Source organism: Streptomyces pinistramenti, from assembly GCF_020564935.1.
In the GTDB taxonomy this organism is placed as follows: domain Bacteria; phylum Actinomycetota; class Actinomycetes; order Streptomycetales; family Streptomycetaceae; genus Streptomyces; species Streptomyces pinistramenti.
Window position 1 is genome coordinate 115,085 of the sequence record NZ_JAJCXB010000015.1, and the last position, 22,723, is coordinate 137,807.

Consider the following 22,723-nt stretch of genomic DNA (forward strand, 5'->3'; position numbering starts at 1 on the left):
GCCCGGTGAGCGCCCCGGGCGCGGTGCTCTCCCGGCCGCCGGTCCAGGCAGGCGGGCCGCCGAGCCTGCTGCCGCAGGTCGCGCTCGCGGGGGTCTGCGGCGGCTATGCCGTAGGCGCCGCCCTCGGCTGGGGATCACCCCAAGTCGCCAAGTTCATGGGTGACTTCGGACTCAGCTTCGCCGCGTTGGTGGCGGCCGTCTCCTGCGGCCTGTACGCCCGCAGGAGCGGCACCCGCTTCCGCCCCGCCTGGGTGCTCTTCGCCGGCTCCTCGGGAATGGCAGCCTTCGGCAACGCCATATGGGGCTGGTACGAAGTCGTCCAGGGAGCCCCGGTTCCCAGCCCCTCGATGGCGGACTTCTGCTTCCTGCTGTTCGCGCCGCCCGCCATCGTCGGCCTCCTGGTCCTCGCCAAACGCCCGGTGACCAGGGCCGGTTGGGTCTGCCTCGCCCTGGACGCCTGGCTGATCGGCGGCTCGCTGCTCACCCTGTCCTGGAGCCTGGCCCTCGCGCACACCGCCCACTTCCCGGGTCGCAGCGTGGCCCAGTGCGCGCTCGCGCTGGCATACCCGCTGCTGGACATCGTGCTGGTCAGCATGGTGCTCGCGCTGCACTTCCGGCGCGCGTCCGTGCACCGCTCGGCGGTCAACACCGCCATCGCCGCACTGGCGTTGACGGTATTGTGCGACGCCCTCTTCACCTCGCCGCTGCTGCGCGAGCACTACCGCTCGGGCCAGATCCTGGACGCCGGCTGGTTCGCCGGGTCGATACTCCTCGCCTACGCGCCCTGGGTCATCCGGCGCGCGCCGGGCGACCTCGGTGGCGACGACCGCGCCACCCGCCAGGCCCGCAGGACCCAGACCCCCGCCGGCCGCCCGATCGCCGGCTCGCTGGCAGCCCTGGCCCCGTATCTCGCCGCCGGCGTGTGCACCCTGGGCATCCTCACCAACGTCCTGGACGGCCGCCGCCTCGACCACGTCGTGCTCTTCACCGGCTGCACGGTCGTGCTCGCCCTGGTCGTACGCCAGGGGATCATGCTGCTCGACAACCTCACCCTGACCCAGGAACTGGCCCAGAAGGAGAACCACTTCCGCTCCCTGGTCCAGGGATCGAGCGACGTCATCATGATCGCCGCACCCACCGGCGTGCTGCGCTACGTCAGCCCGGCGGCCGCCGGGGTCTACGGCCGCGACGCGGAGGAACTGGTCGGCTCCGAACTCGCCTCCCTGATCCACCCCGAGGACCTGGGGCGGGTCGTCCACGAAGTCCGCAGGTTCCTCGCCGCCCCGCCGGACGTCGAGCCGACCACCCGTATCGAGTGCCGTTTCCGAGCCGGCGCCCGGCGCTCCGGCGGCGACGGCTGGCTGAACGTCGAGTCCACGGTCAACCGTCACCACGGCGGCCTGATCTTCAACTCCCGTGACGTCACCGAGCGCGTCCGCCTCCAGGCCCAGCTCCAGCACAACGCCTCACACGACGCGCTCACGGACCTGCCCAACCGCGCCCTGTTCACCGAACGCGTCAGCAAGGCGCTCACCGGCCGCCGGGCGGGCGACCACGACACCGCCGTGCTCTACATCGACCTCGACGGCTTCAAGCAGGTCAACGACACCATCGGGCACCAGGCGGGCGACGACCTGCTGATCCAGGCCGCCAAGCGGCTCGGCGATTCGGTACGCGCCGGAGACATAGCGGCACGGCTCGGGGGCGACGAATTCGCCGCACTGATCACCGGCGACGGTACCTGCGACCCGTCGGCCCGCGAGTTCCGGATCCACGAGATCGCCGACCGGCTGCGCATCAAGCTCTCCGAGCCCTACCGCATCGACGGCCGGGACGTCCGGGTCGCCGCGAGCATCGGCGTGGCCTTCGCCGAGCCCGGCATCACCCCGGCCGGTCTGATGCGCAACGCCGACCTCGCCATGTACCGCGCCAAGCAGGCGGGCAAGGGCCGGGTCGAGCTGTACGCGCCGCAGATGCAGGCCGAGGTGGCCCGCCGCGCCGAACTGGCCACCAAGCTCCGCACCGCGCTGCACGAGGGCGAGTTCGCGCTGCTGCACCAGCCCGTGGTCGAGCTGGCCACCGGCCGGGTCACCGCCGTCGCCGCGCACACCCGGTGGCGCTCGGCGCAGGGCATCCTGTTCACCCCGGCCGAATTCCTGCGGGTCGGCGACCGCGGCCGGTCCACCGAGGACGGGGACCGCACCGCCGAGCTGTGCCGCTGGCAGCTCGAAGCGGCCGTCGAACAGGCCGCGGCCCGGCACCGCGCCGGCTATCAGGTCCCGGTCGCGGTCCGCCTCTCCGCCCGCCGCCTGCTGGACCGCGCGCTGCCGCCCAAGAGCATCGAGTCCCTGCTCGCCCGGCACGCCCTGCCCTCGGGCGCCCTCCTCCTGGAGCTGTCCGACAGCGACCCGAGGATCCCGCTGGACGAACTGGAGCGCCGCCTGGTCGCCCTGCGGCGGGCCGGCGTACGGATCGCGCTGGACGGCTTCGGGAGCGGGTACGCCGCCATCAGCGCCCTGCGCCGGCTGCCCATCGACGTGCTCCGTCTGGACCGCGGACTGGTCGACGGTGTAGTCGAATCCGCCCGGTTGCACAAGATCACTTCCGGCCTGCTGCGGATCGCGTCCGATCTCGGGATGCAGTCGGTCGCCGATGGCGTCGACCTGCCCGAGCAGGTGCTCGCGCTGCGCGCCATGGGCTGCACCCACGGCCAGGGCGTGGCCTTCTCCGGGCCGCTCGACGAGCACCGGCTGCGGCGGGCCCTGACACGCGATTCCTACCCCCTGCCCACTCTGCCGGGCGAGGGCCGTGCCGTGGTGCTCTCGGGCAGCCGGCTGCCGGTGCGGCACGGCGGTGTGGCCGGCCCCGACGCCCTGGTGCACCCCCCGCTGCGCCCAAATAGTGAGACCTCCGTCCCACCTACTTGACACTCATGTGGCGACGGGGGGAGGGTCAGTGCCATGCGCACCCGAATTCTCGTACTTGGAAAGCGCGTCGGCTGAAGCTGGGCACCGATGAAGCCCACTTGAACGCACCCGACGCGCTCCCCTCGCTTGCCTCCTGGCACGAGGGGTTTTTTGTTGCATCCCAACCTCACAAATCCCGCCAAAACCCTCAGCTTCGAGAAGAGACGCAGATGACCGAGCAGGCCCCGGGGGCCCACCATCCGCAGCCGCGGACCCGTCACTCCGGCGGATCGCAGCAGACCGCCGCCGTGGAGCACGTCACGGGTGCGCAGTCCCTCATTCGTTCGCTTGAGGAGGTCGGGGCCGACACCGTGTTCGGCATTCCCGGCGGTGCGATCCTTCCGGCGTACGACCCGATGATGGATTCCTCGAAGGTCCGGCACGTCCTGGTGCGCCACGAGCAGGGTGCGGGGCACGCCGCCACCGGTTACGCGCAGGCCACCGGCAAGGTCGGGGTGTGCATGGCGACTTCCGGGCCCGGTGCCACGAACCTCGTCACGCCGATCGCCGACGCGCACATGGACTCCGTCCCGCTGGTCGCCATCACCGGGCAGGTCGCCTCGGCGGCCATCGGCACGGACGCCTTCCAGGAGGCGGACATCTGCGGCATCACGATGCCGATCACCAAGCACAACTTCCTGGTCACGGACCCGCTGGAGATCCCGCGGACCATCGCGGAGGCGTTCCACATCGCGTCCACGGGCCGCCCCGGTCCTGTCCTGGTCGACATCGCCAAGGACGCCCTCCAGTCGAAGACCACCTTCAGCTGGCCGCCGCACACCGAACTGCCCGGCTACCGCCCGGTGACCAAGCCGCACGCCAAGCAGATCCGCGAGGCCGCCCGGCTGATCGTGGAGTCCAAGCGGCCGGTGCTGTACGTCGGCGGCGGGGTCATGAAGTCCGGTGCCTCCGCCGAGCTGAAGGTGCTCGCCGAGCTGACCGGCGCGCCCGTCACCACCACCCTGATGGCGCTGGGCTCCTTCCCCGACAGCCACCCCCAGCACGTCGGCATGCCCGGCATGCACGGCGCCGTCACCGCCGTCACCGCCCTGCAGAAGTCGGACCTGCTGATCACCCTCGGCGCCCGCTTCGACGACCGCGTCACCGGCAAGCTGGACTCCTTCGCCCCGTACGCCAAGGTCGTGCACGCGGATATCGACCCGGCCGAGATCGGCAAGAACCGCGTCGCCGACGTGCCGATCGTCGGTGACGCCCGTGAGGTCATCGCCGACCTGATCGTCGCGGTCCAGGCGGAGCACGACGCCGGTCACAAGGGCGACTACCGCGCCTGGTGGAAGGACCTCAACCGCTGGCGCGACACCTACCCGCTGGGCTACGACCAGCCCGAGGACGGCAGCCTGTCACCGCAGCAGGTCATCGAGCGGATCGGCAAGCTGGCTCCCGAAGGCACCATCTACGCGGCCGGCGTGGGCCAGCACCAGATGTGGGCCGCCCACTTCATCGACTACGAGCAGCCCTCGACGTGGCTCAACTCCGGTGGCGCCGGCACGATGGGCTACGCCGTCCCGGCGGCGATGGGCGCCAAGGCGGGGCAGCCGGACCGTATGGTGTGGGCGATCGACGGCGACGGCTGCTTCCAGATGACCAACCAGGAACTGGTCACCTGCGCGCTGAACAACATCCCCATCAAGGTCGCGATCATCAACAACGGTGCGCTGGGCATGGTCCGCCAGTGGCAGACGCTCTTCTACAACCAGCGCTACTCCAACACCGTGCTGCACAGCGGCCCCGGCAACGAGGCGGGCGAGGACAAGCCCCGCGGCACCCGCGTCCCCGACTTCGTGAAGCTGTCCGAGGCGATGGGCTGTGTCGCGCTGCGCTGCGAGGACCCGGCCGAGCTGGACGCCGTCATCGCCAAGGCCAATGCCATCAACGACCGCCCGGTCGTGGTCGACTTCATCGTCCACGAGGACGCACAGGTCTGGCCGATGGTCGCCGCCGGCACCTCCAACGACGAGGTCATGGCCGCCCGGGGCGTGCGCCCCGACTTCGGCGACCACGCCGACGACTGAGCCCAGGACGCCACGGACGCACGGAAGAAGAGAGAAGACCGACCATGTCCAAGCACACGCTCTCCGTCCTGGTGGAGAACACCCCCGGCATCCTGGCCAGGATCGCCGCCCTGTTCTCCCGGCGCGGTTTCAACATCGACTCGCTCGCGGTCGGTGTCACCGAACACCCCGACATCTCCCGCATCACCATCGTGGTCAGCGTCGAATCGCTGCCGCTCGAACAGGTCACCAAGCAGCTCAACAAGCTCGTCAACGTGCTGAAGATCGTCGAGCTGGAGCAGGGCCACGCGATCCAGCGGGAGCTGGTTCTCGTCAAGGTCCGCGCGGACAACGAGACCCGCTCGCAGATCGTCGAGATCGTCCAGCTCTTCCGCGCCAAGACCGTCGACGTCTCCCCGGAGGCGGTCACCGTCGAGGCCACCGGATCCAGCGACAAGCTGGAGGCGATGCTCAAGATGCTGGAGCCGTACGGCATCAAGGAGTTGGTGCAGTCCGGCACCATCGCCATAGGACGTGGCGCCCGGTCCATCACGGACCGCTCGCTGCGCGCCCTGGACCGTACGGCCTGACCCCCGCGGTCCCTGGCGGACCGCACGGCGCCGTGCCCCGAGCGGTACGGCGCCGCCCTCGCCGCTCGCATGCCGAGACCCGCGAACCCTCCCCACCCCGCCCGACGTACTGTGTGGGCAACCAGCTAGATCCAAGGAGATACCCGAAGTGGCCGAGCTGTTCTACGACGACGATGCCGACCTGTCCATCATTCAGAACCGCAAGGTCGCGGTCATCGGGTACGGAAGCCAGGGCCATGCCCACGCGCTGTCCCTGCGCGACTCCGGTGTCGACGTGCGCGTCGGCCTGCACGAGGGCTCCAAGTCCAAGGCGAAGGCCGAGGAGCAGGGCCTGCGGGTGGTCACACCCGCCGAGGCGGCGGCCGAGGCCGACGTCGTCATGATCCTGGTGCCGGACCCGATCCAGGCGAAGGTCTACGAGGAGTCCATCAAGGACAACCTCAAGGACGGCGACGCGCTGTTCTTCGGCCACGGCCTGAACATCCGTTACGGCTTCATCAAGGCACCCGAGGGCGTCGACGTCTGCATGGTCGCCCCCAAGGGCCCCGGCCACCTGGTGCGCCGTCAGTACGAGGAAGGCCGCGGCGTGCCCTGCATCGCGGCCGTCGAGCAGGACGCCTCCGGCAACGCCTTCGCGCTGGCGCTCTCGTACGCCAAGGGCATCGGCGGCACCCGCGCCGGCGTCATCAAGACGACCTTCACCGAGGAGACCGAGACCGACCTGTTCGGCGAGCAGGCCGTGCTGTGCGGTGGCGCGTCGGCGCTGGTCAAGGCCGGTTTCGAGACGCTGGTCGAGGCGGGCTACCAGCCCGAGATCGCGTACTTCGAGTGCCTGCACGAGCTGAAGCTCATCGTGGACCTCATGTACGAGGGCGGCCTGGAGAAGATGCGCTGGTCGGTCTCCGAGACCGCCGAGTGGGGCGACTACATCACCGGCCCGCGGATCGTGAACGAGAACACCAAGGCCGAGATGAAGAAGGTGCTCGCCGAGATCCAGGACGGCACCTTCGCCAACAACTGGATGGCGGAGTACAACGCCGGTCTGCCGAAGTACAACGAGTACAAGAAGGCCGACGAGAACCACCTCCTGGAGACCACGGGCAAGCAGCTGCGCAAGCTGATGAGCTGGGTCGACGACGAGGCGTAACACCCGTCGGACGAAGGGGTCGCGGCACTGCCCGCGGCCCCTTCGTCCGTGCGGCCGCGGCCCCGTCCACCGATACGGCGGCGCCGCCTTGTCCACCGCGTAGAACCACGCACGGGTGATCCTTACGCTTCGGCACAGGTACGCCCCGGGCCGCCACTACACTGCCAGGCACAAGCGCGTCAGGCTCACAGCGTCGTGCGTCTTCCACGCGGCTGCCCCCTTCACCGCCTTCGGCCGTCGGGACGGTCGTCCGCGAAGGACTAGTGAGGACTGAAGACCACGTGAGCTCGAAACCTGTCGTACTGATCGCCGAAGAACTCTCGCCCGCCACCGTCGACGCCCTCGGCCCGGACTTCGAGATCCGGCACTGCAACGGCGCGGACCGCGCCGTCCTGCTCCCCGCCATCGCCGAAGCGGACGCCGTCCTCGTGCGCAGCGCGACGAAGATCGACGCCGAGGCCATCGCCGCCGCGAAGAAGCTGAAGGTCGTCGCCCGCGCCGGCGTGGGTCTGGACAACGTCGACGTCTCCGCCGCCACCAAGGCGGGCGTGATGGTCGTCAACGCCCCGACCTCCAACATCGTCACCGCCGCCGAGCTGGCCTGCGGCCTGCTGGTCGCCACGGCCCGCAACATCCCGCAGGCCAACACCGCCCTGAAGAACGGCGAGTGGAAGCGCAGCAAGTACACCGGTGTCGAGCTGAGCGAGAAGACTCTCGGCGTGGTCGGCCTCGGCCGGATCGGCGTCCTGGTCGCGCAGCGGATGTCGGCCTTCGGCATGAAGGTCGTCGCCTACGACCCCTACGTCCAGCCGGCCCGCGCCGCGCAGATGGGGGTCAAGCTCCTCACCCTCGACGAGCTGCTCGCGGTCTCCGACTTCATCACCGTGCACCTGCCCAAGACCCCCGAGACGGTCGGCCTGATCGGCGACGACGCGCTGCGCAAGGTGAAGCCGTCGGTCCGGATCGTCAACGCCGCCCGTGGCGGGATCGTCGACGAGGCCGCGCTGGCCAGTGCGCTCAAGGAGGGCCGGGTGGCCGGCGCAGGTCTGGACGTCTACGCGTCCGAGCCGTGCACCGACTCGCCGCTGTTCGAGTTCGACCAGGTCGTGGCCACCCCGCACCTCGGCGCATCGACGGGCGAGGCGCAGGAGAAGGCCGGTATCGCGGTCGCCAGGTCGGTGCGGCTCGCGCTGGCCGGCGAACTGGTGCCGGACGCGGTCAACGTCCAGGGCGGCGTGATCGCCGAGGACGTCAAGCCGGGGCTGCCGCTGGCCGAGCGTCTGGGCCGGATCTTCACCGCGCTGGCCGGTGAGGTCGCGCTGCGCCTCGATGTCGAGGTGTACGGCGAGATCACCCAGCACGACGTGAAGGTGCTCGAACTCTCCGCGCTCAAGGGCGTGTTCGAGGACATCGTCGACGAGACGGTCTCCTACGTCAACGCGCCGCTGTTCGCGCAGGAGCGCGGCGTCGAGGTGCGGCTGACGACCAGCAGCGAGTCGGCCGAGCACCGCAACGTCGTGACGGTGCGCGGCACCCTCGCCGACGGCGAAGAGGTCTCGATCTCCGGCACCCTCTCGGGCCACAAGAACGCCCAGAAGGTCGTCGCGGTCGGGGAGCACTCCATCGACCTGGCGCTCGCCGACCACATGGCGTTCCTGCGCTACAGCGACCGCCCCGGTGTCGTCGGCACCGTCGGCAGGATCCTGGGCGAGGCGGGCATCAACATCGGCGGCATGCAGGTCTCGCGGGCCGACGTGGGCGGCGAGGCCCTGGTTGCGCTGACCGTCGACGACACCATTCCGGCCGGCGTGCTCGCCGAGATCTCCGACGAGATCGGCGCGACCTCCGTGCGCGCGGTCAATCTCGCCCACTGATCCACCGGATTTCCGCAGCTCATACGGGCCCGGACCCCGCCTCGGCGGGGCCGGGCCCGTTGCCGTGCGGTCCGGGTGGCCCGCGTGGGTGCGGGGCGCCGCGAGAGGCCGACGAACGGCCGCGTCCGGCCGGGTGACGGACGGTACCGGGGGGCCTCGGCATCATTCACCCGAATGGCGTAGTGGGTGGGGAGGGGCCGAGCGCCGTCAATACCGTCCGGGGCCCGTCGGAGCCGGTGTTTTCCCCCGCTCCCGACTCGCTGGGTGCGTGTTCGCGTCGCGCAATGGGAACTGCGCGTGCCCTGCCGGCGCGGGCGGAAGGAGAAGACGCCATGAATGCACCCCTGGGTGACACCCCTCAGGATCTGACCGGACTGAACGTGGTCGATGCGGAGGGCGCCAAGGTGGGCGCGGTCCAGCAGGTCTACCGGGACGACGCCACCAATATTGCCGAGTGGATCACCGTGCGGACCGGCCTCTTCGGGATGAAGGAGACCTTCGTACCGCTTGCCGGGGCGCGGCGGGTGGACGACGAGCTGCACGTTCCGCACACCAAGGAAACGATCAAGGAGGCGCCGCGGATCGATGCCGACGGGCATCTCGATCCCTCCGAGGAGGAAGAGCTGTACCGCCACTACGGGCTGACCCGGCCGGGTACGGCACCCGGCACCATGAAGGGCGCCGACACCGGCAGCCCGGCAGGCACCGGAAACGCCGGGATGACGGGCACCGGCAGGGCGGCCGGCGGCGCCGCGGGGATGGCCGCGGCCGGCACCGGAGGCGACGCGCGGCGGGCCCGTACGCCGGCCGGCGACCGCGACCGGGCGATGGCCGAGGGCGCCGGAACGCTCCACAAGGAGCGCACCGACCGGCCGCTGGCCGGGGCGGGGGCCGGCGGGATGGCGATGTCCCGCGGCCGCGGCGAAGGCGAGACCGCGGGCAGGGAACAGGTGCCCGAGATCCTGCTCTCCGAGGAGCAGATGCAGATCGGCACCGAGGAGCACGAGAGCGGCCGTGCGCATCTGCGCAAGCGCGTGGTCACCGAGGACGTGCACCGCACCATCCCGATCAGCCACGAAGAGGTGCGGATGGTCCGCGAGCGGATCACCGAGGACGAGCGGCTGAGCGGCCGGACCGCGCCGCGCATCGGTGACGGTGAGGTCGAGGTCGTCCTGCACGAGGAACAGGCCGTGGTCAGCAAGAAGACCGTGCCGGTGGAACGGGTGCGGCTGGAGACCGAGCGGGTCACGGAGCAGAAGGAGGTCAACGTCGAGATCCGCACGGAGCAGCTGGAGTTCGACGACGGCAGGACGTCCCGTAAGGGTGAGCGGAAGGGCCCGGGGCCGGACCGGCGCCGGTGACCCGGGCGGGGTGCCGGCCCCGGGGGAGCGGCGGAGGCCCCTGAACGCTCCGGCCTCCGCCCGCCCCAGCCCTGTCGGCACCCGCCCCGAACTGCGACCGGCCCGGCCTCCCGCCCGCCTGCGGAGGCCGGGCCCTTGCCTGTCCGGGCGCCGGGCATCCGTGGCCGTGTACGTCAACAGGCCCCCGTGTACGTCAACAGGCCCCGGGGAAACGGGAGTTCAGCGTCTCCCGTGCCCGGGTGTCACAGCCGTGCCGCCTTCAGGGACATGTGCAGCAGCAGACGGTCCTCGCCCTCGTCGAGGTCGAGGCCGGTGAGTTTCTCCACCCGGCCCAGGCGGTAGTAGAGGGTCTGGCGGTGGATGCCGAGGGCCTGCGCGGTGCGGCCCGCCTGGCCCGCGCAGTCGAGGAACGCCTCGACGGTGCGGGCGAGTTCGGTGTGCGCGGGCGCCAGCAGCGGGCGGACCGCGGCGTCGGTCGCGCCGGCGGGCAGCGTGGTCAGCAGCCGGTACGAGCCCAGGGCCGTCCACTCGGCGACCGGGCCGAAGCGCGGCTCGGCGCGGGCAGCGCGGGCGGCGTCCAGGGCCTCCCGCCAGATCGCCGGAAGACCGGTCAACTCCTGGGTGCCGGAGGCGATTCCGGCCGCGCCGGGCCGTAGCTGGGAACCGTCGGCCGGGGAGGTGCGGACGGGCCGGCGGCCGGCGGCGGCCGGGGCGGCGGCGCCGGCGCGCGGGGAACGCAGCAGATGTTCGGCCACGGTGTGGGCGGGGCCGAGCGCACCGGGCGAACGGAGCCGCACCAGGGCGGCCAGCGCGGGGACCGGCGGGGCGGCGCGTGGCGGACCGGTGCCCGAGGCCCCGGGCTGGGCGGGGACGGTGGCGGCCTCACCTGCGCCGCCCGTCGCCCCGCCGGGCTGGAGCGCGCAGGCCGCCAGCAGGCCCGGCAGGCTCGGCGGCGGCGCCGCGTCGGTGCCGGGGGTGTCCCAGGGCAGCACGGCGACCAGTGTCAGCGGCATGCCCGTGCTGAAGCGCAGGGTGTCGCGCAGCGCGTCGCGGAGCAGGACCGCGGCGGCCGGCCGGTCCGCGGGCCCGGCGAGCAGCACCTCGCGCAGCAGATCGCCCAGTTCGGAGCCGGCCCGCGCCTCGTCGGCGAGCAGGGCGCCGATCCGGGCCGCGGTCTCCATGGCCTGCTCGATGCGCGGGTCGGGCGGCGTGTCATGGCCGCCCAGTTCGAGGTGGGTGAGGTGGCCGTCGTCCAGCAGCCACACGTAGCCGTGCACGATGCCGCGGTGGCGTACCGGCAGACAGATCCGGCCTTTGAATACACCCGCCGCCGGGTCGGGGGGGATGCGCAGGGCGCTCTTGGCGCGGGCGATCCCGAACGCTTCGAACCAGGCTCTTACCGCGGCCGACGAGCGGCGCTGGAGGATCGACCGGGTGCGCACCGGATCCATGACGAGGTCGTCGTCGCCCTCATGGGCACCGAACGCGATCAGCCCGAAGTCGCGGTCCTCCAAGGTCGCAGGCGCCCCGAGCGCCGCTGAGATCTCGTCCACGAGCTGCTGATAGTCGCCCCGCATCCGTTGGTCGTCCCCTTTCCTGTTGTGTACGCCACCGCTGTCTCTGGCGGCACTCCATCATCCGCGGCCACAGTGGTGTTGTCGTCACTCTTCATTCTCATACAAGTGTCTGAGATCCCGGCCACCAAGGCGTGACAGCTGTCGATGGCTGAAAGGTGACGAGATCCTTAAGTTTCAGGTGGCTCATCTTGCCGTTGCGCCCGCCCCACCGGCGCCCGCCCGGCATTTGTCATCCTGAATCGTGGAGGTGCCCCATGCTGGGTCCTGTGCTCCTCGCCGCCGCGCGCAGCGACAGCATCCGCCGCATCGTTGCGGCCGCTCCGATCACCCGCCCGGTGGTCGACCGATTCGTCGCCGGTGAACGGCTCGACCAGTCGATGGCCGTCGTACGGTCCCTGGCCGAGCGGGGAATGGAGGTCACCCTCGACCACCTCGGCGAGGACATCACCGACCCGGCCGAAGCGCTGCGCAACCGCGACGCCTATCTCCAGCTCACCGAGGCACTCGGTGCGCAGGGGCTCGGCGAGCGCGCCGAGATGTCCGTCAAGCTCTCCGCCTTCGGGCAGGCGCTGTCCGGCGGTCACGAGCTGGCGCTCAAGAACGTCACGCCCGTGGTGGAGGCCGCGGCCGCGGCCGGTACGACCGTGACCCTCGACATGGAGGACCACACCACCGTCGACTCCACCCTCGCGATCCTCGCCGACCTGCGCGAGCGGTTCCCGCAGACCGGCGCCGTCGTCCAGTCCTACCTGTTCCGTACGGAGGACGACTGCCATGCGCTGGCCGGGGAAGGCTCCCGGGTGCGGCTGGTCAAGGGCGCGTACAAGGAGCCCGCGACCGTCGCCTTCCAGGACAAGCGCGAGGTCGACAAGGCGTACGTGCGCTGCCTGAAGATCCTTATGGCGGGCGAGGGTTACCCCATGATCGGCTCGCACGACCCGCGGATGGTCGCCATCGGCCAGGACCTCGCGCGCCGCAACGGCCGCAAGCCCGGCGACTTCGAGTTCCAGATGCTCTACGGCATCCGGGAGGCCGAGCAGCAGCGGCTCGTCGCCGAGGGCCACCGCATGCGCGTCTACATCCCGTACGGCACCGACTGGTACGGATACTTCATGCGGCGCCTCGCCGAGCGCCCCGCGAACCTGGCGTTCTTCCTCAGGTCGCTCGCCACCCGGGGCTGACGGCCCGATCGGATCCGCGCGGGTGGATGCTTGAGGCGGGGGTAGCCCCCCTGAAAGCAGCGCCCGCGCCGCCCACCCTCAGCGGCGCGCCGCTGGAACATTGTGAAACCGACGTCGAAACCGAAGGAGACACGGCCGCTATGGACGCTGTGACCCACGTCCCCGCCCCGTACAACGAGCCGGTGCACGGCTACGCCCCCGGCTCCCCGGAGCGCGCCCGCCTTGAGGCCAAGCTCAAGGAGCTCGCCGGCAACCCCGTCGAGCTGCCGATGACCATCAACGGCGTCAAGCGGATGGGCGGCGGCGAGCGCTTCGACGTCGTGCAGCCGCACCACCGCAAGGCCGTGCTGGGTACGTACGCCAACGCCACCAAGGCCGACGCCCAGGAGGCCGTCGACGCCGCCCTGGCCGCCGCCCCGGCCTGGCGCGCGACGTCCTTCGACGACCGCGCCGCGATCCTGCTGAAGGCCGCGGACCTGCTGTCGGGCCCCTGGCGCGAGACCATCGCCGCCTCCACGATGCTCGGCCAGTCCAAGACCGCCCAGCAGGCCGAGATCGACGCGCCCTGCGAGCTGGTGGACTTCTGGCGCTTCAACGTGCACTTCGCGCGTGAGCTGCTCCAGGAGCAGCCGCCCATGCAGCCGAACGGTGTCTGGAACCGCCTGGACCACCGCCCGCTGGAGGGCTTCGTCTACGCGATCACGCCGTTCAACTTCACCGCCATCGCCGGCAACCTGCCGACCGCCCCGGCTCTCATGGGCAACGTGGTCGTCTGGAAGCCCTCCCCGACCCAGACCCACTCGGCGATCCTGCTGATGGAGCTGCTGGAGGAGGCGGGCCTGCCCAAGGGCGTCATCAACCTCGTCACCGGTGACGGCAAGGAGGTCTCCGAGGTCGCGCTGCCGCACCCGGAGCTGGCCGGCGTCCACTTCACCGGCTCGACCGCCACCTTCCAGTACCTGTGGAAGGCCGTCGGCGAGAACATCACGAACTACCGCTCCTACCCGCGGCTGGTCGGCGAGACCGGCGGCAAGGACTTCATCGTCGCCCACCCGACCGCCGACCCGGCGATCCTGAAGACCGCCATCACCCGTGGCGCCTTCGAGTACCAGGGCCAGAAGTGCTCCGCCGCGTCCCGCGCCTACATCGCCCGCTCCACCTGGGAGAACGGCTTCAAGGAAGAGCTGGCCGCCGAGGTCGACGGCCTGACGATGGGCGACGTCACCGACCTGTCGAACTTCATCGGCGCCGTCATCGACGACCGCTCGTTCGCCAAGAACAAGGCGGCCATCGACCGCGCCAAGAACGACCCGACCTGCGAGATCGTCGCCGGCGGCAGCTACGACGACTCGGTGGGCTACTTCGTCCGCCCGACCGTCATCGCTTGCTCGGACCCGGAGAACGAGGTCTTCAAGACCGAGTACTTCGGCCCGATCATCGCCGTCCACGTCTACGAGGACGCCGACTTCGACAAGACCGTCGAGCAGATGGAGTCCGCGTCGGCGTACGCGCTGACCGGTGCCGTCCTCGCCAAGGACCGGCAGGTCGTCGCCGAGGTCTCCGAGAAGCTCCGCTTCGCGGCCGGCAACTTCTACATCAACGACCGGCCGACCGGCTCCATCGTCGGCCAGCAGCCGTTCGGCGGCGGCCGCGCCTCGGGCACCAACGACAAGGCGGGTTCGAAGTTCAACCTGCTGCGCTGGATGTCCCCGCGCGCCATCAAGGAGACGATGGTCGCCCCGGCGGACTACCGCTACCCGCACATGGGCTGACACCCCCCGACGCCGGGACGTGCCACCCGCACGACCCGGCGGGCGCCGGCCGGACCTCCCCCCGTGCGCCGGCCGCCCGCGGTATCCACCGCACCCGACCGCCCCTGGCCCGACCGGCCGGGGGCGGTCGGGCGTGGTGGGTGCTCAACCGGCGCGCAGCGGTCCGGTGATCACCTCGGAGAGGGTGAAGCCCTTGGCGGGACCTTCGGGGAGGGCGACCTCGGTGCCGTACGGCCTGCGGACCGAGTCGGCGTAGGTGCCCTTCTCCTGGCAGGGGGAGGTGAGCACGCTGACGGTGCCCTGCTCGTCGAAGTCGTCGATGATGACGTACACGGGGATGCCGGCACGCGCGTACGCGCTGCGCTTGCGCACCCGGTCCCGCGTGATGCCGTCGTGCCCGGGGGAGACCACCTCGACGATCAGCTGGACGGCCGACGCCTTGAGGCCGATGCCGTCGTCGGTGACGTGCTCGTCGGGATCCACCGGCGCGATGAACACGTCGGGGATCCAGACCTTGCGGCCGTGGACGATGTTGACGTCCTGGTAGGCGGCGTACGGAGAGTCCGCGAGGAACAGCACCAGCTTGTCCCGCAGCCGGTTGGCGATCTGACCGTGTGTGTAGCGACCGGTGGGTGACACCTCGATGAACCCCTCGATGATCTCGGCGTGGAAGCCCTCGGGGAGTTCCATGGCTTTCCATGCCTGCCACAGGACGTCGTCCAGATCGGGGCCTGGCGTCGTGTTCTCGGGCGCCTCGTGTGCGAGAGCGGTCATGGTGCAGCACCTCCTCCTCAAGTGTGTGCGGGCTCGGCCCGGTGGCACAAGCGACGCCGCCAGGCTAGGAGGCTTGGTCTCCGCCTATCGCGCAGCCGTGGAGAGTTCACCCGTCTCAGATAGTAGGAAGCCCAAGTAATTGTGCAGACATCACGGCTGCGCTGTCCTAGCGTTGTAGGAGCCGAACGTATCGCCCCATCGGGCGACGGCGGACGCGGCCCGTGCGCGAGTGCAGGTGACCCCTGCTGCACAAGGCCCCCGCCCCTTCCGGCCGTTCCTGGATCGACGCAATCCTTCTTCTCGGGGCTTTGGCATTGGAGACGTGAATCATGGCCGAGACTGCCGTCCGCAGGACCCGTCACTCCGCCCGCAGGATCAATGAAGCCGACCGCAAGAACGCCGCGGCCGCGCTCCAGCGCGCCCTCGACCGCCGGGACAACGGCGGGTCCACCGGGCACTGATCCCTGATCCGAACGGACCGTTGCCGCCCGTCCCGCCGCCGCTGCCGTGCGTGTGCAGCGGCGGCGGAGTCCGTGGGGCCGGTGGGTGCCGGTGTCGGTCCTCTGGTGTGAGGGATGTCCCGTCGGGACATGTGTCTCATTGGGACATGGTGGGTGTACGGTGCAGGTATGAGCGCGGAACGCACCGGAACCGAAGCACGGCCCGACCGTCGGGCCCGCAGGTCACGCCGTACCCGCGAAGCCCTCGCACGGGCCGCCCTGGAGCTGGTGCTCGACCGCGGCCTGCGTGAGGTGAGCGTCGAGGACATCGCCGAGCGCGCCGATGTCGCGCGGCGCACCTTCAGCCGGTACTTCACCGGCAAGGAAGAGGCCGTCGCCGACTGCATCCGTGCCGACGCCGACCGGATCAACGACGCGCTGCGCGCCCGCCCGGCGGCCGAGCCGCCGCTGGTCGCCTACCGCGCCGCCGTACTGGACTGGCTCACCGATGAGGACGAGCCCGCCTGGCACCGCCGGCCGCACGTCTTCGACCTGCTGACGCTCGCCGAGCGCGAGTCGATGCTGTACGCCGCGCTCCAGCACACCCGCGTCGCCGCGCAGGAGGACTCGGTCCGCATCCTGGCCGGCCGGCTGGGCGCGGATCCCGAGGTGGACCTGCGCCCGGCCGTGCTCGTCGGAGCCGGTGCCGGTGCCCTCGTCGCCGCGCAGCACGCCTGGGTCAGGGGCGGCGAACTCGCCGCCCTGCCCGGCCTCGTCGAGCGCGCCTTCGCCGCGCTGACCGACGCGGCACCGTCCGCCGCACCCGCGGCGCACCCCGGGGAGCCGCCCGATCAGGCTCCCGTATCGCCTCAAGGGATCTGAGTACGTATGTCGCACGACCACAGCTCCACCCCCGCCCCCGCCGTCGTCGCGGACGAGTTCGCCGGACGGGTCGCACTGATCACCGGCGGCGCCTCCGGCATCGGCCTGGCCGTCGCCCGCCGGCTGGTACGCGGCGGTGCCGCCGTCGTCCTGGCGGACTTCAACGAAGCGGGCGCCCGCGTCGCGGCCGGTGAACTGGCCGCCGCCGGCGCCCGTGCCGAGGCCGTCGCGGTGGACGTCACCGACGCGGACTCCGTCGCCCGCGCCGTCCGCTTCACCACCGACACCTACGGCCGCCTCGACCTGGCCGTCAACAACGCCGGGATCAGCGGCCCGGTGGCACCCACCGGCGCGTACGACCCGGACGCCTTCCGCCGCGTCATCGACACCAACCTCACCGGCGTCTTCCACTCGCTGCGCCACGAACTGCCGGTGATGGCGGCCGCGGGCCGCGGCGCCATCGTCAACATGGCGTCGATCCTGGGTACCAACGGCTTCGCCGGATCGCCCGCCTACGTCGCCGCGAAGCACGGCGTGGTCGGCCTGACGAAGACGGCCGCACTCGAATACGCCGGCCAGGGCGTGCGGATCAACGCGGCCGGGCCCGGCTTCATCGACACGCCGCTGCTGCGCGACGCCGACCCGGAGCACCGCGCGCAGCTCGTCGCGCTGCACCCGGCGGGCCGGCTCGGCACCGCCGACGAGGTCGCCGAGCTGACCGCGTTCCTGCTGTCCGACCGGGCGTCGTTCATCAACGGCAGCTACCACCTCGTCGACGGCGGCTACGCCGCACGCTGACCCGTCACCACACCACCACTCGGGGCATCGAGAGAAGAGCATCGCCCATGAAGGCAGTCCAGTACCGCGAGATCGGCGCCGCCCCGCAGGTCGTCACCGTCCCCGAGCCCGAAGCCGGCCCTGGACAGGTGCTGCTCAGGATGACGGCGGCCGGGGTGTGCCACTCCGACATCGCCGTGATGAGCATGCCGGCCGACGCGCTGCGCTTTCCGCTGCCGCTCACCCTCGGCCACGAAGGCGTCGGCACGGTCGCGGCGCTCGGCGCGGGTGTCACGGGACTTGCCGTCGGCGACGCGGTCGCGGTCTACGGGCCGTGGGGCTGCGGGACCTGCCCGGCCTGCGCCGAGGGCAAGGAGAACTACTGCCGGCGCGCCGCCGGTCTCGGCATCTTCCCGCCGGGACTGGGCGCGCCGGGCGCGATGGCCGAGTACATGGTCGTCGACGATCCGCGGCACCTGGTGCCGCTCGGCGGGCTCGACCCGGTGGCCGCGGTGCCGCTGACCGACGCCGGCCTGACGCCGTATCACGCCATCAAGCGCTCGCTGCCCAAGCTGGTGCCCGGCGCCACGGCCGTCGTCATCGGCACCGGCGGCCTGGGCCACGTCGCGATCCAGCTGCTGCGCGCCATGACCGCGGCCCGCGTGATTGCGCTGGACGTCACCGAGGAGAAGCTGGCGCTGGCCCGCGAGGTCGGCGCGCACGACGCGGTGCTCTCCGACGCGGGCGCGGCGGCCGCGGTCCGCGGGCTGACCGGCGACCTCGGCGCGCAGCTGGTCCTGGACTTCGTGGGCGCCCCGCCGACGGTCGCCGCCGCCGGGGCGATGGCAGCCGCCGAGGCGGACGTGACCCTCGTCGGGCTCGGCGGCGGCGCCCTGCCGGTGGGCTTCGGCGCCCTGGCGCACGAGGTAGCGGTCTGCTCGCCGTACTGGGGCAGCCGCGCCGAGCTGGGCGAGGTGCTGGCCCTGGCGCGGGCCGGTGCGCTCGATGTGCACGTCGAGACCTACGGCATCGACGAGGCGCCGCTGGCCTACGAGCGGCTGCACGCGGGGAAGATCAACGGCCGGGCCGTGATCCTGCCCCAGGGCTGACGGCCGCGGGCTACCGGGTCACCTCGAAGTGGTCGATGCGCTCGCCCGTTTCAGCGAGCGCGGTGACCTTCATCTTCGGGCGGTGGCCCGGTGAGACCTCGACGGCGATGAAGGAGAAGCCGGTGTAGCGCACCCGCGACCACTCCACGGTGTCCTTGGCCTTCGCCCGGTCCTTCGTCCAGTGGTAGGTGTCCACCGATTCGAGGTCCTTCACGTGGCCCTCGTAGCTGTCGGGTACCGGGAAGTCGTAGAGCGCCCGGCCCGCGCCGCCCGCGGTGACGTAGACGATGCCGTCCCGGGTGGCGTCGACCCGCTCGCCGACCGGCACCTTCTTGGACACCCGGCCGCCCTTGACGGCGTCGGTCCGCTCGTAGACGTGGTTGTGGCCGTTGACGACGAGGTCCACCTGGTGCTTCTCGAAGAGCGGCAGCCAGGCGTCGCGCACCCCGCCGTCCGACGCGTGCGAGTTGGTGGTGGAGAACGCGCAGTGGTGGAAGAAGACCACGATGAAGTCGATGTGACGGGAGGCCCGCAGCTCGCCGAGCCTGCGGTCGAGCCAGCGGGTCTGCTTGCCGCCGGTGTAGCCCTGGTTGGCGGGGATCTCGTACGAGACGTCGTTGGCGTCCAGCGCGACGACCGCGGTGTTGCCGTAGGTGAACGAGTAGACGCCGGGCGCGTGGTGGGCATCCGGGCCGTTGCCCGGCAGCGTCCAGCGGGCGTTCTGGCCGCCGTAGCCGTTGGGGGAGTACCAGGCTTCCATGTCGTGGTTGCCGGTCGTCACCATCCACGGCACGGACTTGGCGACCGACTCGGTCTGCGCCAGGAACTGGTCCCACACCCGCGCGTCGTAGGTGTCGTGCTCGGAGCCCTGGCCGTCCGGGTCGGCGTAGCAGATGTCGCCCGCGTGCAGGTGGAACGCCGGGTTCTGGCCCAGGATCAACTGGTCGTTGGCGAGTGCGTGGTAGCTGACGCCCTGGTCGCCGAAGGCGGTGAAGACGAACGTCTCGGCGCGGGCCGGAGCGGTGCGGAAGGTGCCGACGGTGGAGAAGTGCCGCGGGTCGGCCGGGTCGAAGCCGTCGTGGCCGACGCCGTAGTAGTACGTCGTCCCCGGGCGCAGGCCGTCGAGTGCCGCGTGCAGGTAGTGCTGCTCGACGGCGGGCAGCTTCGACGACAGCGACGGGGTGTGCAGGTCGCGCACCTCGGCCTGGATCTTGCGCCCCAGGTCCCACGGCTTGAGGCCGACCCGCAGGTACGGGCGGCGGACCGCGAGCGGCACCTGCCAGCCCACCCGCATCTGCGTCGTGGGGTCGGCACCGAACGCCAGGTGCCGGCCGAACGGCGCGACCAGGGAACCGTCGACGTGGTTCGCGGCGTGCGAGGTCAGCAGGGTGGGGGAGGGTGCGGCCTGGGCGGATCCGGCCAGCAGCCCGGAACCGGCGACGACCCCCGCGGTCGCCGCCGAACTGCGCAGCAGCCCGCGGCGGGTGAGCTTGGTGCGGAGGTAGGCGTGCTGTTCCGGCATGCTCATCCGGGCCGCGAGCTGCTCCGGTATGCCGACGCGGGGGGTGTGCGAGGGCAGGGGGGCTGCCCGGTGGTCTCCAGTCATGCCGAAAATCTCCCAGCGCCGGCCGTCCGGAGCGGGTCCTCGGGGTGAACGGCGGCTGACCGGATTCCCACGTGTCCGTATGGCGGACACCACGTGTCAACGGATGGGACGGGGAGTAGGGTCCAGGCATGTCTCGCAGCATTCGCCTCGCAGTGATCCCCGGTGACGGTATCGGCCAGGAAGTCGTGGCTCAGGGCCTCAAGGTCCTGACCGCGGTCCTCCCGCAGGACGTCAAGCTGGAAACCAAGGAGTACGACCTTGGCGCCAAGCGATGGCACGCGACCGGCGACACCCTCCCGGACGAGGAACTGGACGCGCTCAAGCAGCACGACGCGATCCTCCTCGGCGCGATCGGCGACCCGTCCGTACCCTCCGGTGTGCTGGAGCGCGGACTGCTGCTCAAACTCCGCTTCGCCTTCGACCACTTCGTGAACCTGCGCCCGTCGAAGCTCTTCCCCAACACCGCGACGCCGCTGGCCGTCAGCGACGAGCAGAGGGGCGCCATCGACTTCGTCGTCGTCCGCGAGGGCACCGAAGGCCCCTACACCGGCAACGGCGGCAGCCTGCGCACCGGCACCCCGGCCGAGGTCGCCACCGAGGTCAGCCTCAACACCGCCTACGGCGTGGAGCGGGTGGTGCGGGACGCGTACGAGCGGGCCAACTCCCGCCCCCGCAAGAAGCTGACGCTGGTCCACAAGAACAACGTCCTGGTCTACGCAGGGCACATGTGGAAGAACATCTTCGACAAGGTCGGCCAGGAGTACCCCGAGGTCACCACCGACTACCTGCACGTCGACGCCGCGACGATCTTCTTCGTCACGCAGCCCGAGCGGTTCGACGTCATCGTCACCGACAACCTCTTCGGCGACATCCTCACCGACCTCGCCGCGGCCGTCACCGGTGGCATCGGCCTCGCCGCCTCCGGGAACATCAACCCGACCGGCGAGTTCCCCTCGATGTTCGAGCCGGTGCACGGCTCCGCCCCGGACATCGCGGGCACCGGCAAGGCCGACCCGACGGCGACGGTCCTCTCCGTCTCGCTGCTGCTGCGCCACCTCGGCTTCGCGGAGCAGGCCGCCCGCATCGAGGAGGCCGTCGCCGCCGACCTGGAGGCCAGGGACGGGGACGCGCGCAGCACCGACGAGATCGGCGACGCGCTCGCCGCACGCGTAGCGGGCTGACCCCCGCGCCGTACCTGATCAGCAGCACACACAGCGCCGGGCCGCCGAGGCCCGGCGCTACGTGTGTTGGGGTACACACGTGCCCGCGCCGGTTTCGGTGGGACCATCGAAACCGGACCGCACGCACGATTCCGTCCGCGGACACCCGCGAGCGATAATCGGACGTGGGCCGCCGCCCACGGAGAACCCTGGATGTCCCGGTGACGCGGGGCGGTCCCGGCTCCCGCACGCGCGCGGCGTATCAACCGCACCGGTGCCGCAACTCCGGGGCACCCCTCGGGCCCCTCAGCCCCCTTCCGGAGGGCTGGGCCGGCGACCCGCGGTATCGGAACACGCAGTGAAGGACATGCATTCATGACGACGCCCACGATCGAGCTCAAGCCCTCCGCGAACCCGCTGTCCGACACCGAGCGGGAACAGATCCTGAAGGCCCCCGGGTTCGGCCGGCACTTCACCGATCACATGGTGACGATCAAGTGGACGGAGGGCCGCGGCTGGCACGACGCCCAGCTGGTGCCGTACGCGCCGCTCTCCCTCGACCCGGCGAACATGACCCTGCACTACGCGCAGACGATCTTCGAGGGCCTCAAGGCGTACCGCCAGCCCGACGGATCCGTCGCCACCTTCCGGCCGGACGCCAACGCCCGGCGTTTCCAGGACTCCGCGCGCCGCCTCGGTATGCCCGAGCTGCCCGTCGACACCTTCATCACGGCCTGCGACGCGCTGGTCACCCAGGACAAGGCGTGGGTGCCGGCCAGCGGCGAGGAGTCGCTCTACCTGCGGCCCTTCATGATCGCCACCGAGGTGGGTCTGGGCGTCAAGCCGGCCAACGAATACCTCTTCCTCGTCATCGCCTCGCCGGCCGGCGCGTACTTCTCCGGCGGCGTCAAGCCCGTCTCGGTGTGGCTTTCCGAGGAGTACGTCCGCGCCGTCCCCGGCGGCACCGGCGCCGCCAAGACCGGCGGCAACTACGCCGCGTCCCTGGTCGCCCAGGCGCAGGCCGCCGAGCAGGGCTGCGACCAGGTGGTCTGGCTGGACGCGATCGAGCGCCGCTGGATCGAGGAGATGGGCGGGATGAACCTGTACTTCGTGTACGGGAACCGCATCGTCACCCCGGAGCTGACCGGTTCGCTGCTGCCCGGCATCACCCGCGCCTCGCTGCTGACCATCGCCGCCGACCTGGGCTACGAGGTCGCCGAGGGCCGGATCTCGGTCGACGACTGGAAGGCGGCCGCCGCCGACGGCTCGCTGACCGAGGTGTTCGCCTGCGGCACCGCCGCCGTCATCACCCCGGTCGGCTCGGTGAAGTCCGCCCGCGCCTCCTGGGACGTCGCCGACGGCGAGCCCGGCGAGGTCACCATGAAGCTCCGCAGGGCCCTGCTGGACATCCAGACCGGTGCCGCAGCCGACCCGCACGGCTGGATGCACCCCCTCGGCTGAGCCAGGACCTGCCGTACGGGGCGGGGCCGCCACC

The 22,723-nt window shown here is 71.2% G+C and carries 17 protein-coding genes; 14 read left to right on the forward strand and 3 right to left on the reverse strand.

Annotated features, from left to right (window positions below; all coding sequences use genetic code 11):
• The first annotated feature begins 5 nt into the window (after positions 1–5).
• The 6 genes from LIU39_RS13605 to LIU39_RS13630 all read left to right on the forward strand — a co-directional run bounded on the left by LIU39_RS13605 (position 6) and on the right by LIU39_RS13630 (position 9,950).
• On the forward strand, positions 6–2,927 hold the full coding sequence (locus tag LIU39_RS13605) for an EAL domain-containing protein (RefSeq protein WP_227046937.1): 2,922 nt from the start codon (positions 6–8) through the stop codon (positions 2,925–2,927).
• Between the two features lie 209 nt (positions 2,928–3,136).
• Entirely contained in the window at positions 3,137–4,999 is a 1,863-nt protein-coding gene (locus LIU39_RS13610) for an acetolactate synthase large subunit (protein WP_227046938.1), read from the forward strand.
• 44 nt (positions 5,000–5,043) lie between these two features.
• Positions 5,044–5,568 carry an acetolactate synthase small subunit gene (gene ilvN / locus LIU39_RS13615; protein ID WP_227046939.1) on the forward strand — a complete coding sequence of 175 codons (525 nt, stop codon included), beginning with the start codon at positions 5,044–5,046 and terminating at the stop codon, positions 5,566–5,568.
• Between the two features lie 148 nt (positions 5,569–5,716).
• Positions 5,717–6,715, forward strand: a complete 999-nt coding sequence (gene ilvC / locus LIU39_RS13620; protein WP_227046940.1) for a ketol-acid reductoisomerase — start codon at positions 5,717–5,719, stop codon at positions 6,713–6,715.
• Between the two features lie 281 nt (positions 6,716–6,996).
• Positions 6,997–8,589 carry a phosphoglycerate dehydrogenase gene (gene serA / locus LIU39_RS13625; RefSeq protein ID WP_227046941.1) on the forward strand — a complete coding sequence of 531 codons (1,593 nt, stop codon included), beginning with the start codon at positions 6,997–6,999 and terminating at the stop codon, positions 8,587–8,589.
• A 332-nt stretch (positions 8,590–8,921) separates the two neighbouring features.
• On the forward strand, positions 8,922–9,950 hold the full coding sequence (locus tag LIU39_RS13630) for a PRC and DUF2382 domain-containing protein (RefSeq protein ID WP_227046943.1): 1,029 nt from the start codon (positions 8,922–8,924) through the stop codon (positions 9,948–9,950).
• 242 nt (positions 9,951–10,192) lie between these two features.
• On the opposite strand, the gene LIU39_RS13635 is transcribed toward LIU39_RS13630, so the two are convergent.
• The gene (locus LIU39_RS13635; RefSeq protein WP_227046944.1) at positions 10,193–11,527 is read right to left on the reverse strand and encodes a PucR family transcriptional regulator; all 1,335 of its coding nucleotides are present in this window, start codon (positions 11,525–11,527) and stop codon (positions 10,193–10,195) included.
• Between the two features lie 254 nt (positions 11,528–11,781).
• Between LIU39_RS13635 and LIU39_RS13640 the strand changes: the two genes are divergently transcribed.
• Positions 11,782–12,708, forward strand: a complete 927-nt coding sequence (locus tag LIU39_RS13640) for a proline dehydrogenase family protein (protein ID WP_227046945.1) — start codon at positions 11,782–11,784, stop codon at positions 12,706–12,708.
• A 140-nt stretch (positions 12,709–12,848) separates the two neighbouring features.
• Complete coding sequence (pruA, locus tag LIU39_RS13645) at positions 12,849–14,480, forward strand: L-glutamate gamma-semialdehyde dehydrogenase (protein WP_227046946.1); 1,632 nt, start codon at positions 12,849–12,851, stop codon at positions 14,478–14,480.
• 144 nt (positions 14,481–14,624) lie between these two features.
• Here pruA and LIU39_RS13650 read toward each other — a convergent pair whose 3' ends face one another.
• On the reverse strand, positions 14,625–15,254 hold the full coding sequence (locus LIU39_RS13650; protein WP_227046947.1) for a Uma2 family endonuclease: 630 nt from the start codon (positions 15,252–15,254) through the stop codon (positions 14,625–14,627).
• A 329-nt stretch (positions 15,255–15,583) separates the two neighbouring features.
• Between LIU39_RS13650 and LIU39_RS34910 the strand changes: the two genes are divergently transcribed.
• From LIU39_RS34910 to LIU39_RS13665, 4 genes are all read left to right on the forward strand, one after another.
• On the forward strand, positions 15,584–15,715 hold the full coding sequence (locus tag LIU39_RS34910; RefSeq protein ID WP_264482721.1) for a hypothetical protein: 132 nt from the start codon (positions 15,584–15,586) through the stop codon (positions 15,713–15,715).
• Between the two features lie 168 nt (positions 15,716–15,883).
• Positions 15,884–16,576, forward strand: a complete 693-nt coding sequence (locus LIU39_RS13655) for a TetR family transcriptional regulator (protein WP_227046948.1) — start codon at positions 15,884–15,886, stop codon at positions 16,574–16,576.
• A 6-nt stretch (positions 16,577–16,582) separates the two neighbouring features.
• The gene (locus tag LIU39_RS13660; RefSeq protein WP_227046950.1) at positions 16,583–17,374 is read left to right on the forward strand and encodes an SDR family NAD(P)-dependent oxidoreductase; all 792 of its coding nucleotides are present in this window, start codon (positions 16,583–16,585) and stop codon (positions 17,372–17,374) included.
• Between the two features lie 47 nt (positions 17,375–17,421).
• The gene (locus LIU39_RS13665) at positions 17,422–18,462 is read left to right on the forward strand and encodes an NAD(P)-dependent alcohol dehydrogenase (protein ID WP_227046951.1); all 1,041 of its coding nucleotides are present in this window, start codon (positions 17,422–17,424) and stop codon (positions 18,460–18,462) included.
• A 10-nt stretch (positions 18,463–18,472) separates the two neighbouring features.
• Here LIU39_RS13665 and LIU39_RS13670 read toward each other — a convergent pair whose 3' ends face one another.
• Positions 18,473–20,068 (reverse strand): fibronectin type III domain-containing protein, encoded by a 1,596-nt coding sequence (locus LIU39_RS13670; RefSeq protein ID WP_227046952.1) that lies wholly within the window; start codon positions 20,066–20,068, stop codon positions 18,473–18,475.
• 128 nt (positions 20,069–20,196) lie between these two features.
• On the opposite strand from LIU39_RS13670, the gene LIU39_RS13675 reads away from it, so the two are divergent.
• On the forward strand, positions 20,197–21,249 hold the full coding sequence (locus tag LIU39_RS13675) for a 3-isopropylmalate dehydrogenase (RefSeq protein ID WP_227046953.1): 1,053 nt from the start codon (positions 20,197–20,199) through the stop codon (positions 21,247–21,249).
• Between the two features lie 354 nt (positions 21,250–21,603).
• On the forward strand, positions 21,604–22,689 hold the full coding sequence (locus tag LIU39_RS13680) for a branched-chain amino acid aminotransferase (RefSeq protein WP_227046955.1): 1,086 nt from the start codon (positions 21,604–21,606) through the stop codon (positions 22,687–22,689).
• Positions 22,690–22,723 lie beyond the last annotated feature (34 nt).

Excerpts from the sequence above, each read along its gene's own strand:
- LIU39_RS13610 (WP_227046938.1), top strand. The coding sequence starts at position 3,137 with ATGACCGAGCAGGCCCCGGGGGCCCACCATCCGCAGCCGCGGACCCGT.
- ilvN (WP_227046939.1), top strand. The coding sequence starts at position 5,044 with ATGTCCAAGCACACGCTCTCCGTCCTGGTGGAGAACACCCCCGGCATC.
- LIU39_RS13630 (WP_227046943.1), top strand. The coding sequence starts at position 8,922 with ATGAATGCACCCCTGGGTGACACCCCTCAGGATCTGACCGGACTGAAC.
- LIU39_RS13635 (WP_227046944.1), bottom strand. The coding sequence starts at position 11,527 with ATGCGGGGCGACTATCAGCAGCTCGTGGACGAGATCTCAGCGGCGCTC.
- LIU39_RS13640 (WP_227046945.1), top strand. The coding sequence starts at position 11,782 with ATGCTGGGTCCTGTGCTCCTCGCCGCCGCGCGCAGCGACAGCATCCGC.
- pruA (WP_227046946.1), top strand. The coding sequence starts at position 12,849 with ATGGACGCTGTGACCCACGTCCCCGCCCCGTACAACGAGCCGGTGCAC.
- LIU39_RS13650 (WP_227046947.1), bottom strand. The coding sequence starts at position 15,254 with ATGACCGCTCTCGCACACGAGGCGCCCGAGAACACGACGCCAGGCCCC.
- LIU39_RS34910 (WP_264482721.1), top strand. The coding sequence starts at position 15,584 with ATGGCCGAGACTGCCGTCCGCAGGACCCGTCACTCCGCCCGCAGGATC.
- LIU39_RS13655 (WP_227046948.1), top strand. The coding sequence starts at position 15,884 with ATGAGCGCGGAACGCACCGGAACCGAAGCACGGCCCGACCGTCGGGCC.
- LIU39_RS13660 (WP_227046950.1), top strand. The coding sequence starts at position 16,583 with ATGTCGCACGACCACAGCTCCACCCCCGCCCCCGCCGTCGTCGCGGAC.
- LIU39_RS13665 (WP_227046951.1), top strand. The coding sequence starts at position 17,422 with ATGAAGGCAGTCCAGTACCGCGAGATCGGCGCCGCCCCGCAGGTCGTC.
- LIU39_RS13670 (WP_227046952.1), bottom strand. The coding sequence starts at position 20,068 with ATGACTGGAGACCACCGGGCAGCCCCCCTGCCCTCGCACACCCCCCGC.
- LIU39_RS13675 (WP_227046953.1), top strand. The coding sequence starts at position 20,197 with ATGTCTCGCAGCATTCGCCTCGCAGTGATCCCCGGTGACGGTATCGGC.
- LIU39_RS13680 (WP_227046955.1), top strand. The coding sequence starts at position 21,604 with ATGACGACGCCCACGATCGAGCTCAAGCCCTCCGCGAACCCGCTGTCC.